Source organism: Providencia sp. PROV236 (assembly GCF_033676985.1).
Classification (GTDB): Bacteria; Pseudomonadota; Gammaproteobacteria; order Enterobacterales; family Enterobacteriaceae; genus Providencia; species Providencia manganoxydans.
Genome location: NZ_CP096297.1, coordinates 1,306,251 through 1,319,154, shown reverse-complemented (window position 1 = coordinate 1,319,154; position 12,904 = coordinate 1,306,251). Strand labels below are relative to the sequence as shown.

Annotated in this window: 10 protein-coding genes; 4 read left to right on the top strand and 6 right to left on the bottom strand. The window is 37.9% G+C overall.

Annotated features, from left to right (window positions below):
- Position 1: 1 nt before the first annotated feature.
- Together M1E96_RS05685 and iolG are read right to left on the bottom strand one after the other, a co-directional pair.
- On the bottom strand, positions 2-1,690 hold the full coding sequence (locus M1E96_RS05685) for a solute:sodium symporter family transporter (RefSeq protein ID WP_070925211.1): 1,689 nt from the start codon (positions 1,688-1,690) through the stop codon (positions 2-4).
- 123 nt (positions 1,691-1,813) lie between these two features.
- Positions 1,814-2,800, bottom strand: coding sequence for an inositol 2-dehydrogenase (gene iolG, locus M1E96_RS05680; protein WP_070925210.1), 987 nt, complete (start codon positions 2,798-2,800; stop codon positions 1,814-1,816).
- Positions 2,801-3,480: 680 nt separating this feature from the next.
- Here iolG and M1E96_RS05675 point away from each other — a divergent pair.
- A complete protein-coding gene (locus M1E96_RS05675) occupies positions 3,481-3,627 on the top strand; it encodes a Hok/Gef family protein (RefSeq protein ID WP_081335932.1) in 147 nt (48 codons plus the stop codon).
- A gap of 16 nt (positions 3,628-3,643) precedes the next feature.
- Here M1E96_RS05675 and M1E96_RS05670 read toward each other — a convergent pair whose 3' ends face one another.
- From M1E96_RS05670 to M1E96_RS05660, 3 genes are read right to left on the bottom strand one after another with little or no spacing between them, the layout of a single operon-like run.
- Positions 3,644-3,931, bottom strand: a complete 288-nt coding sequence (locus M1E96_RS05670; protein ID WP_369427414.1) for a hypothetical protein — start codon at positions 3,929-3,931, stop codon at positions 3,644-3,646.
- 31 nt (positions 3,932-3,962) lie between these two features.
- A complete protein-coding gene (iolD, locus tag M1E96_RS05665; protein WP_272580174.1) occupies positions 3,963-5,900 on the bottom strand; it encodes a 3D-(3,5/4)-trihydroxycyclohexane-1,2-dione acylhydrolase (decyclizing) in 1,938 nt (645 codons plus the stop codon).
- Between the two features lie 12 nt (positions 5,901-5,912).
- Positions 5,913-7,424 (bottom strand): CoA-acylating methylmalonate-semialdehyde dehydrogenase, encoded by a 1,512-nt coding sequence (locus tag M1E96_RS05660; RefSeq protein ID WP_070925109.1) that lies wholly within the window; start codon positions 7,422-7,424, stop codon positions 5,913-5,915.
- 561 nt (positions 7,425-7,985) lie between these two features.
- On the opposite strand from M1E96_RS05660, the gene M1E96_RS05655 reads away from it, so the two are divergent.
- Together M1E96_RS05655 and M1E96_RS05650 are read left to right on the top strand one after the other, a co-directional pair.
- Positions 7,986-8,822, top strand: coding sequence for a MurR/RpiR family transcriptional regulator (locus M1E96_RS05655; RefSeq protein ID WP_140182838.1), 837 nt, complete (start codon positions 7,986-7,988; stop codon positions 8,820-8,822).
- A gap of 362 nt (positions 8,823-9,184) precedes the next feature.
- Positions 9,185-10,177: a hypothetical protein gene (locus tag M1E96_RS05650; RefSeq protein ID WP_319066271.1), complete on the top strand. Its 993-nt coding sequence runs from the start codon at positions 9,185-9,187 to the stop codon at positions 10,175-10,177.
- A 298-nt stretch (positions 10,178-10,475) separates the two neighbouring features.
- Here M1E96_RS05650 and M1E96_RS05645 read toward each other — a convergent pair whose 3' ends face one another.
- Positions 10,476-10,730, bottom strand: coding sequence for a helix-turn-helix domain-containing protein (locus M1E96_RS05645; protein ID WP_070925112.1), 255 nt, complete (start codon positions 10,728-10,730; stop codon positions 10,476-10,478).
- Positions 10,731-11,607: 877 nt separating this feature from the next.
- On the opposite strand from M1E96_RS05645, the gene glgC reads away from it, so the two are divergent.
- Positions 11,608-12,900, top strand: coding sequence for a glucose-1-phosphate adenylyltransferase (gene glgC, locus M1E96_RS05640; protein WP_272580176.1), 1,293 nt, complete (start codon positions 11,608-11,610; stop codon positions 12,898-12,900).
- The last annotated feature ends 4 nt before the right edge of the window (positions 12,901-12,904 follow it).

The window sequence follows — 12,904 nt, the reverse complement described above, 5'->3', positions numbered from 1 at the left end:
TTTATGCATTAATAGGTTGAGTTTTTCCTGCTAGCCATGCCTTTGAAAATTTATAAATAATAAAGGTTAAAAATACAGCTGCAAAAATGTAATAGCCGATGATCACATAGCTAGGTGCTCCCTGAGCCAGATAGACATACATAGAAATTGCACCAAGAACAATTAGGCAAGCCGTCGGTGTTGCAAAGCGCCATGGGGAGATATCAACTTGCTCGGTATACACTTCTTCATACGGTTTTCCAGGGAAGAAATAGCCAATCGTTAGCATAAAGACAATATTCGCAACAAATAGAATTCCCACTAAATGGAAGAAATGAATATTTAAGTCTAAAACAAAATTACAAATTAAATAGGCCGACATACCAAATAACAGACCTAATTTTGCAGCGATAGGAGGTACACGCTTTGTCATTAACCCCACTAACACAACACTCAAGATCGGTGCGTTAAAAATACCTTGCAATTGCTGAATTAAATAGAACAAACCATCTGGTGCATTCGCAACTAAAGGAGCAATAATCATGGTCGCCAATGCTAAAGCAATTCCTAAATATTTACCGACTTTAACAGTCTGTGCTTCAGTTGCATTTTTATTAATACGGTCTTTATAAATATTTACCGTAAATAAGGTCACTGATGAGTTCAATCCACCACTGAATGTTGAGAATACAGCACCAACTACCACTGCGGCAAAAAAGCCAACTAAAAATTCAGGTAAAACCATGTGAACTAAAACAGGATAAGCATTATCTGGATTATCAATTTCACCACTGAGAATATGGAATGCAATAATACCAGGTAGAATAATAATAGATGGGATAATAAGCTTAAAGAATGCACATAGCATTACCCCTTTTTGCCCTTCAGCTAAGTTTTTCGCTCCCAACGATTTTTGGACAATTGACTGATTAGTACACCAAAAAAACATATTTGAAACGATCAACCCAGTAAATAAAGTTGAGAACGGCACTAATGAATCTTCATCACCAATTGAATTAAATTTATCTGGATGCGCTTGATAAACTTCCGTCAAACCAGCCCAAGCGTTACCATCGCCAACATACAGCAAGGCAAATACAGTGACTAACAGCCCACCAATAATCAAACCTGCACCATTAACCGTATCCGCAATCGCAATGGCTTTGATACCACCGAAAATAGCATAAATTGCCCCTAGACCACCAACGCCCCATACCATGATCCACAATGCAGTTGTTTTATCGACATTAAAAACATGTGAAACTTGGAATAAACTTTCAAGAGCAATCGCGCCTGTATATAGGACAATAGGTAACAACGAAATAACATACATGGCTAAAAATAGAATGGATGTTATTAATAAAGTATTTTTATCAAAGCGGCGTTCTAAATATTCTGGAATAGTCGAAATACCTAATTTAAGGTATTTAGGTAAGAAATAAATAGCGAATAATACAATCGTTAATGCAGCCATAACCTCCCAAGCCATTACAATAAAGCCAGTCCTGAAAGATAAGCCATTAAGTCCAACAAGATGTTCCGTTGATAAATTCATTAGTAGCATTGAGCCACCAATATACAGGCCAGTCATAGAGCGGCCCCCTAAAAAATATCCCTCAGCAGATGATGTTAAATGTGCATTTCGTGTTTTGTAATAGGCGATCCCTGCAACGAGTAAGGTAAAGCCAATAAATGAAAGTAGAGCCAGCATTAGTACCCCCAAGCCTTTCTATTTATAATTAGCGCATAAATATATGTAAGGTGACTGATGAAGCGGGAAAATGATTCTCCCGCTGTTATTGTTAGTAATCGGTAAAATAAGAGGTAATAAAATTTATAGTTGAACTTCTTTGCCTGTTTTCAATGACTCCAGTGCCTTATCAGCTAAATAAAGCGCTAGCTCACCATCAGTACCCGTTGTTTCTGATTCTGCACGCCCTGCTAAAATATCGACAAAATGATTCCATTCTGCTTTATACGCTTCATGATAACGTTGCAGGAAGAAAAACTCAGGTTTAGCGGATAAACAACCTACATCGCTTAAGAATTCAACACTGTTCTCTTTAATATTACCTGCTGTTAATAAACCTTTTTCGCCATGTAATTCGATGCGCTGATCGTAGCCATAACCAGAGCGGCGACTGTTTGAAATTGTTGCCATCGCTCCTGAAGGAAATTTTAAGATGATAAATGCAGTATCAATATCCCCTGCTTGCCCAATTGCAGGATCAACAACATTGCTACCTTGTGCATAGACTGAACATGGGTTCTCACCAATCATAAAGCGTGCCATATCAAAGTCATGAATAGTCATATCTCTGAACATACCACCGGATACTTTTACATATTCTGCTGGAGGTGGTGACGGATCCCGTGATGTAATAATTAAAGATTCTGCTTTACCAATTGCGCCTTGTTCAAATAAATTTTTCAGGTGGCGGAACTGGGGGTCATAACGGCGATTAAAGCCAATAAATAGTGGCACATTGTGCTCTTTAACACTTTTTAAACACTGCCTAACACGCTCTAAATCTAAATGTACTGGCTTTTCACAAAAAATAACTTTTTTGTTTTTTGCCGCTAATTCAATTAAATCGGCATGTGTATCGGTTGCAGAAGCAATCAGCACGCCATGGACGTTAGGATCTTGCATTGCTTCGTCGATTGACTGAACCTTTGCTTGGTACTTCTCCGCCAGCGCTACCGCATTTGGTTGGTACGGGTCAATCACAGAGTAAAGTGCGGTTTCTTTGTGGCCGGCAATATTGACAGCATGAACCTGTCCGATACGTCCTGCGCCGAATAGTGCTATATTGAACATTGAAATGCTCCTTGAGGCTATAAATCCACTATTAGGATATGATGAAATATAACAAATAAAACATTCATTTCAATTTATAATTAATTGAAAATTATGTTTTTGAGGACTGGGTAACAATTGTCATATTAAAGTGGTTTTTTAGTGTTACTCTGATCACAAAATAACAATAAGAACTCAATCAATTAAGCTAGAAAGAGGTCAAACCATCACAATAGGAGGGGTTCAAAATCAGACAAGGAAACACCTTAAGTTAAATTTTGAAACATATGTTTCGTTTTTTTGTTTTTTGTCACAGTTGCTCTTATCAATGATAACTCAACTTTTGCATTAACAAAACCCATCCCCCTCGGTTCACACTACAAGGGTTGTGAGCTGTCAAAATTCATTCGGATCTATCTAGTAAGCCTAATAATCTATAATTATATTAAATAATAATTATAATAAATTCATGCACTAGTTAACGAATAAAAAATCAGACGAATATCAGAATGCCTCACAATACCATATTTGCTAAATCTGCTAATCTTTTGGCGGGTGCTTAACCCTTTTGGGTTTAAGCATTTATTAATAGCCCAAAATGGAAAAGCCCCGATGATTGAGTTTTTATGTTCAACCATCGAGGCACATCCCAACAGAACAATTGAGATAGTGCCTCTTAACAAATAAGAGGTCAAGAGGAAATGACTAAGTATATGCTAATATCACTAGTGGCTATCTGTATCACCGTATTTGGAATTTCACTGTTAATACATGATAGACTATGTTCAATCAATTTTGTGAGTGGTAATACAACAGTTAAAGCAACCCTTTTCTACGAAATAAGGTAATGCCAAGTGAGGGGAATTATTGCCCCTCACCTTTTCCTCTTCTTTTATTGTTCAGTTGTGGAAATAAGCACCTATTTATTAATCCCTCTTTATATAAAGAGGGATTATTTTTAATTAAATAATTAGCTTTATATAATTTTATTTTTATAAAATATAAAAAGCCCAGCAAAACTGGGCAAAAAATATAGAACAAGATTAACCACATTAACGACCAAATAATAACCAATACATCCTTGCAAACTTCCCGATAAATCATCTCATACCTTAATAAATAGCCAGAAAGCGTAAAAACGCCTTCAGCCATTTACCCACAACTATCCCTACAGAGCCGTGTTTTAGTACTGACGTACTTTATTTTCTACCATCTCTTTGATTTTATCTGCTGCTGCAACAATTTCTGGTTTATCCGCGACTTGAGCTGTACCTGTGCGCCACCATGCTTCGTAACCATTGGTCATCGTCTTTGGCAGCACTTTAATATCGATCAATACACAGCCTGTCTGTAGTTTTGCATCTTCAATAGCCGCGATCAATTGTGCTTCATCATGCACTCGATAGCTTTTACAACCATAGCTTTCTGCATTTTTAGCAAAATCAACTTTCACCAATGCCCCATCCATTTGACCGGTTTTAGGGTTACGATGGCGATTTTCAGTACCAAAGCTTCCCATACCTTGACTCATTTGTAGATTGTTAATACAGCCAAAACCTGCGTTATCAAATAATAAAATGGTGATTTTCAAGTTTTCTTGAATAGCTGTTTGCAACTCACTGTGCAGCATCAAGTACGAACCATCGCCAACCATGGCATAAACAGGTTGCTCCGGAGCCGCAATTTTTGCACCAACAGCCGCCGCAATTTCATACCCCATACATGAATAACCGTATTCAAGATGATAAGTATCAGAGCATTTAGGTAGCCAAATACGCTGTAAATCCCCCGGCAAAGAGCCTGCTGCACCAACAATAATGGCATTATCTTCCATATGTTGCTGCATTAATCCTAATACTCGAGTCTGCGCCAGCTCTGTTCCCAAGACTTCTCGATACTCAGCCAACTTGTCATCAAGATGTCCTGCGATTTCAGGAACAAAATCCAATGGACTATATTTGATGGAAAACAATCGCGCTAACTCTGATTGCCACTGTTGCTTGGCCTGTTGAATTTTTTCGCCCCACTGAGCCTGATAACCGCTACCTCGCAATTGATGATCAAGTGCAGTTAACCCCTCTTTAGCATCCGCAATCAGCTTCAATGCATCGAGTTTACTTGCGTCAAACTCGGCAACGTTAATATTCAAAAACTCGACATCTGGGTGACTGAATAATGATTTCGATGCCGTCGTAAAGTCAGTGAATCGCGTACCAACGCCAATAACGAGATCAGCTTCTTTGGCCAGTAAATTAGCGGCTAACCCACCTGTCGTGCCAATACCACCAACATTTAGGGGGTGACTCGCAATAACTGCACTTTTACCTGCTTGTGTTTCACCAAATGGGATCGCGTAATGCTCAGCAAATTTTTGAAATGCGTCGTGCGCTTCTGAATAACGGACCCCACCACCACACACGAGTAATGGTTTTTTCTTACTGCGGATCAGTTCCACTGCTTCAGCTAAACTTACGGTCGTCGCTGGACGGCGCTCAATACGATGAATGCGCTTAGCAAAAAAGTAGTCTGGATAATCCCATGCTTCACCTTGAACATCTTGAGGTAAACAAATGGTTACTGCTCCAGTATCAGCTGGATCAGTAAGAACTCGCATGGCATTGATCATTGCTGCCATCAATTGCTCTGGGCGAGAAACGCGATCCCAGTAACGCGAAACGGGACGGAAGCAATCGTTAGTACTAATCGTTCCATCACCATATTGTTCAACTTGCTGTAAAACTGGATCTGGCTGGCGTGTTGCAAATGTATCACCAGGCAATAATAACAAAGGGATACGGTTAGCGGTTGCTGTTGCCGCCGCAGTCACCATATTCGCCGCTCCCGGCCCAACAGAGGAAGTCACCGCACAAATTTGCTTGCGTTTCTTTTGCTTTGCAAAACCGGTAGCAATATGCGCCATTCCTTGCTCGTTACACCCTTGATAAACCTGTAGATGTCCAGGCGCTTGTTCCAGCGCCTGTCCTAAACCTACCACGTTACCATGGCCGAAAATGGTAAATATTCCCTGAATAAACGGATACTGCTCACCATCAACTTCAACATATTGCTGGTTAAGAAACTTAACGAGTGCTTGAGCTGTGGTCATTGTCTGCTTATTCATATGGGTCTCCATTTATTCCATTGTTGGCATCGTAAAGCTGCTTTCATGATGTTCTAAACGAACACTTGCAGGCCAACGGCTCGTCACAGTCTTCATTCGTGTGTAAAAACGAACACCATCATTACCGTGCACGTTTAGTGGTCCAAAGATAGAACGCTTCCATCCACCAAAGCTGTGGAATGCCATCGGCACTGGAATTGGGATATTAATTCCGACCATACCCGCTAGCACATTTTCTTGGAACTCACGAGCCGTTTCGCCATCACGGGTAAAGATCGCAGTACCATTACCATACTCATGCTGATTAATCAGTTTCAAACCTGTTTCAAAATCCGGTACACGCACAATCGCCAGTACTGGACCAAAAATCTCTTCTTTATAGATAGTCATTTCAGGCGTAACATTATCAAACAGCGTTGGTCCAACAAAGTAACCATTTTCAAAACCCGCTACTTTGAAATCACGGCCATCAACCAACAATTTAGCCCCTTGTTTTTCACCGCTTGTGATGTAATCACAAATTTTTGCTTTATGCTGTGCTGAAATCACTGGCCCCATATCATTTTCTTTACCATCAACAATACCCGGCCCTACTGTCATTTTGGCAATTTGTTGCTCAAGGTTAGCAATTAAAGTATCTGCCGTTTCATCACCAACCGCTAAAACCACAGATAAAGCCATACAGCGTTCGCCGGCTGCCCCAAATGCCGCTCCCATAATGGCGTTGGTCGCTAAATTCATATCGGCATCTGGCATTAATATACAATGGTTTTTAGCCCCCCCCAGAGCTTGACAACGTTTTCCATGCTCCGAGGCTGTTGTATAAATATATTCTGCAATCGGTGTTGAACCGACAAAGCTTACCGCCTGAATTTCAGGTGCTCTCAATAACACATCAACAGATTCTTTATCACCTTGCACAACGTTAAACACACCATCCGGAAGACCCGCTTCTTTTAACAATTTAGCGAGTTCCAGTGCGAGTGAAGGGTCTTTCTCAGATGGTTTAAGTACAAAGGTGTTCCCCGTTGCGAGTGCGACAGGAAACATCCACATTGGTACCATCGCAGGGAAGTTAAACGGTGTAATACCTGCGCAAACCCCTAGAGGTTGCATTAAAGAATGGCTATCAACACCTGTTGCAACATTGGCTGAGTGCTCACCTTTTTGCAAATGCGGGATACCACATGCAAATTCAACCACTTCTAAACCACGAGTTAGCTCACCTACCGCATCCGAAAAAACTTTGCCATGCTCTTTAGAAATTAAGCGCGCTAAGTCGTCCATATGTAATTCGAGTAATGCTTTAAATTTAAATAAGATCCGAGCGCGTTTTAATGGTGAAAGTTTTGACCACATAGGGAACGCTTTATGAGCAACCTCTATTGCCTTTTTCGTTTCAGCAGCGCTGCTCAACACAACCTGAGCGATTTGTTCACCTGTTGCTGGGTTATATACGGGTGAAAAACGCCCACTTTGGCTAGATACCAGTTCACCGCCAATGAAATTCTGAATCTGTTGCATGTTGCCTCTCTTTAGCTGATAGAGTTACCTTGTTGCTAAAGATATATGAAATATTCATTTCATTTTCAACTAAAACTGAAATAACATTCAATTTATGTGATCCAGCCTGAGTTTTTATGAAATTATCGACTGAAGATAAAGACAGGTGTTTCAAAAATCGTTCTAATCAGCCTTCAGTATAGTAGGTAATATGAATTGATTATTCCATTTAGTCAGATTCGTTTTTCAAAAAGATTCGACTAACGGCTGAAAATAACTACAATCAAGAACCTAGGGGCTATTGACCTTTGCTGCTGATTTTTACGACTAAACAAGGTCAAAAAACAGCCTAATAAATTGATTGATGTGTTAATCAGGCTGACTCACTATCATTTGAGTTAAATATTGTGATTGAATGTTGCCCTGCGGGTTCGATTAAAGCACATTTCTCTCATTTGATGCGACGTTGAGAGGCTCTTGCCTATTTCACTAGGTGGCGAATTTTTCGCCTTGCCTAAAATGGCTTTAACTCGAATAAAAATTGACCATCAAAGGTCAACAGCCCCTAGTCACGGAGGTTTTATGTCAACTGCATCGAATTTGAATGAGTTTCAGGAGCAAGTTCGCTCCCGTTACGATGAACTAAGTAAACGATTACAACAAGTTGCACGCTATGTACTGGATAATACCAATAGCGTGGCATTTGATACTGTTGCTGTCATCGCTAAAGAAGCGAATGTACCGCCATCAACCTTGATCCGTTTTGCTAATGCATTTAATTTCAGTGGATTTAACGAAATGAAACAATTATTTCGTATGAATTTAGTGGAAGAAACGGCTAGCTACACGGATCGTGCTCGTTTATTCAGAGAAATGGATAGTGAGCAAGAACTTAGTGATGATCCGGCTCAAATCTTAAAAGAGTTTGCTCACTCTAATGCACAAGCGTTGCAACAAATGGCCGCTCGTACCCCAGCCGAAGATCTTGAAAAAGCGGTCTCCTTACTGGTTGAAGCCGATAACGTATATATCATTGGATTGCGCCGTTCATTTAGTGTTGCAACTTATCTAAGCTATGCATTGAGCCATTTAGAATGTCGCCCACAGCTTATCGATGGCCTAGGCGGTATGTTTAAAGAGCAGATTAGCCGAATTGGCGAAAAAGATGTGGTTATCTCAATCAGTTTTACGCCTTATGCAGAAGAGACCATTATGGTTAGCGAAAAAGCAGCTCAAACTGGCGCAAAACAAATCGTGATTACAGATAGTCAAATTAGTCCATTAGCTAGCTTTAGTGACGTTTGTTTTGTGATCAAAGAAGCACAAGTGGATGCATTTCGCTCTCAATCAGCAACCTTATGCCTTGCTCAATCACTGACTGTTGCATTAGCCTACCGCCAAGGAAGCAAACTGGTTTAACTGTTATTGGGCTTTGTCTACAAACACCTCCGAGTGGCATTGCCCTATCCAATAATCCCTTCACTACATCATCTAATTTTATCAGTCGTACTCGTAATATTAAAATTGTGAAGCCAGTCAGAAAATAGTAATTTCAATAAGATTATTAATGAAATTATTATTTCACGCTGTTATGTTGAGATAATGTAAATATTCCTATACTCAAAATCATACTAAGTGCAGCTAAGTAACCAGTGAACAAATTGCTAAAAATATAGAGGCTCGATGACGAATATGAATATAGTCACTATAACTTGAGACAAAGCGCTGTAACTTAAAGTATGACGAGTATATAACCAAAAATTTGGTGTGGAGCGTCAACAATGAATGCACATTTCCTCTATTTATTTGGTCACTTGCGCTTACTTGAAGAGCAACATAACCTTATTTCACTCAATAAAGCAGGTATAGGTTTAATCGGTAGTTCCACCCATAACTCATGGTATACAGAAGCGATACTACACAGCCAGCATCATTGTGAGCTCAAATCAGTTTGTAGCCTTGATTTTCCAACCCACTCAGCCAGCTATTTTGTACGTCAAAAAAGAAAGATAGAACAGCTTATTGAAGATGATGCGGTAAATACCATTATTGTCACATCGATATATAGCGATGAATTACTCAAATTTATTATTCGAGCAGCCGTTGATGAAGGCAAACATATTTTAGTCAGTAACGTTCCAAATTATGGAACTAATGAACTTAATGAGCTGCTTAAATTAGCGCATTATAATGATGTGAACATCTGCCTCGATAATGCGCTCTATTTTTCTCCGCAATACGATGAAATAAAATCACTATTATCCAATAAGAATACCCTTAATACTGGTTTATTGAGATTATCTGCTCACCGACAAATCAATAAAGATGATTATCTATCCCATGATAAATTACGTTTCTTAATTTCTGGAAAAATATCATTACTTCTCTCGATACTCCCTAAATTTCAATTTGAGTCGCTATCTGTTCAATATTCTCGACCGTTTTCATTTATTGAAGATGGAGATGTACTAATCATTCACCTAAAAAATAAAACTGGTTTTCTCGTTTCATTAGAATTGTTCTTTAATACAGGTAATACATCTGATCAATTATCTTTAATACAAGGTCAACATGATCTTCAGTTTGAGAGTTTTCTAATTTCCAATAATCAAAACTTAATAGCCGATGAAAATTCTCTTATTATAAAGCAACTTGACCATTTTATATTAAACTTACATAAAGCAAATAAAATAGTGATAACTTCACAGTTAATACACGTAAATACAATGACTGAGTCAATTTTAACTCACCTTACAATTAACCAATTCATTTAATCCGTGTAAATTAACCAATATTAACCAATATTAACCAAGGCTAATCAATAATCTTGTTAATTATAACTTCGATGACTATTTTTAATAAAAACTAAGCTTTACAATTTCACGTGTTATTACTTAACTAAAATTACCTATTTCCAATCAAGCCCGGAAGAAGCAAGTTACAAATAGAGTAACCCTGCAATTTCTTCCGGTCCGATTAAATTGCTCATAGTATCTCGCTATGTTTGTTTTAATTCTTTTGTTAATGCTACTGACTAGATAATTGTTGTTCTTCCTTGTTTTTAATCACCTTTTAGTGAATGGTACAACGTGTTCCGAGGTTAACGTTAACAACACCATACAAAAATGTGGTTGGTTCCAAGTTAAATAAACATGCGAATTGAAATAAAGAATCAACATCAATACAGCTTTCACCACTTTCGAAACGATTCATCTCATCCTCTGATACACCGATCAATCTCGCTGTTTGTTTCAGCGACATTTTATGGCTCTCTCTTTGCTGGCGAATTCTAATACCAAGCATTTTTGCAATATTATCTTTGTGCATAATAAACTCCTAAAAATATAATCAAAGTGAAGTTAGTTTTATCGATGCGTAAATTAACATTCTGGCTCCATAATTTAATTGATTTAAATTAAAAAACAGTGTTAAAAAAACAATCATATACAGAACATCTAAAAAAGATCAAAAACCAACAAAAAACCTTAACATATTGAATTAAAATGAAAATAAAAATATTATTTTTTTTACTACCTAATTTCATATAGTGACATTAATCACAAAAAAAATGTATCCTAACTTAGGATTACTCGAACAAAGAACCTCTTTTTATGACATTAACTAACTAATTTAATAGGCTTTATTATTTTTTATAATCTAATTCTAATACTATTTTCACAGGTGACTATAAGATTATTTCTATATTATCCGCAAATAAAATAATTTTTATTGTTAAAAATCATGACATTTTATGTCTATTGATTTCTGACTATTATTTTTCTTAATAAAAAAACATTTAATGTCATATTTTAATTTCTGAAGTCTAGTATATTATTAGGGATAATAATTATAAAACATAAAAAATAATTATCATTATTAGATTAAAAAACATCGTTAAATGATTGTATTAAGAATTTACGATGATTGAATATTTCAGGTAAAAGTAACATCTACAAATCAAGATTTTTAAATAACATAGTTACTCTCATTAAAAGAAAAACCTGAAATTTTAATAAGATACTCTAAATAACCCAAGATACGGCTAGGCGATAAATGTCAGGCTCGCTAACAAAATATGTCACTAATGCGAGTGGGTATAATCTTCATACGCTAGTGCGATACACCGTAACTTGCAATATCACGAGTATATACACCAACTGGGGATCTTTGAATAACCGTTGTTTATTTTGGAGAGTTCTAAGGTATGTCTCATAATGATATGAATAGTATGATGATGCTCGCGCGTCACTTGCCTCAAAAAGCCGTTGCTTTAATATTAGCAGGGGGCCGAGGTACACGCCTTAAAGATTTGACACTAAAACGTGCTAAACCCGCTGTTCATTTTGGCGGTAAATTTCGTATTATCGATTTTGCATTATCAAATTGCCTGAATTCAGGGATCAGACGTATAGGCGTTATTACACAATATCAATCTCACTCTTTAGTTCAACATATACAAAGAGGATGGTCATTTTTTAATGAAGAAATGAATGAGTTTGTTGATTTACTTCCCGCGCAACAACGCGAAGTGACCGACCATTGGTATAAAGGTACCGCAGATGCCGTTTACCAAAATATGGATATTATTCGTAATTATAACGCAGAGTACATTGTCATTCTTGCAGGCGATCACATCTATAAAATGGATTATTCACGCATGCTCCTTGATCACGTTACCAACGATGCAAAATTTACGGTTGCTTGTATTAAAGTAAAACAAGAAGAAGCTCACCAATTTGGCGTGATGGAAATTGATGATAATCGCTGGGTTACTCAATTTCATGAAAAACCTGAGCATCCCCCAATTTTAAAAGAAGATCCTAATCATTGCTTAGCTAGTATGGGGATCTATATTTTTAACAGTGATTACCTCTATAAAATGTTAGAGGATGACAATATCTGTCCTGAATCCAGTAATGATTTTGGCAAAGATATTATTCCTCGAATAGTGGCTCGTGGTGAAGCATTAGCACATCCTTTTGAATACTCCTGTGTGACAAGCAATACAGAGATCCCTCCTTACTGGCGAGATGTTGGAACGCTTGAAGCCTACTGGTCGGCGACGCTGGATCTGGCTTCTGTAACGCCTGAATTAGATATGTATGATCGTAATTGGCCTATACGCACTTATATGGAGCCATTACCCCCTGCAAAATTTGTTCAAGACCGTTCGGGAAGCCACGGAATGACCATGAATTCATTAGTTGCAGGTGGTTGTATTATTTCTGGTTCAATTGTGATGCGTTCAGTCCTATTTCCACGAGTTAGAGTGAACTCATTTTGTAATATTGAGTCTTCTATTTTATTACCCGGTGTTAATGTTGGTCGTTCATCACGCCTACACCGCTGTATTATCGATAGAGGTTGTAACATTCCTGAAAATACTGTTATCGGAGAAAACCCAGAAGAAGATAGCCAGCGTTTCTATCGAACAGAACAGGGGATCGTTCTGGTCACAAAAGATATGTTAGAGAACATAAATAAAAATAAGGAATGAAATC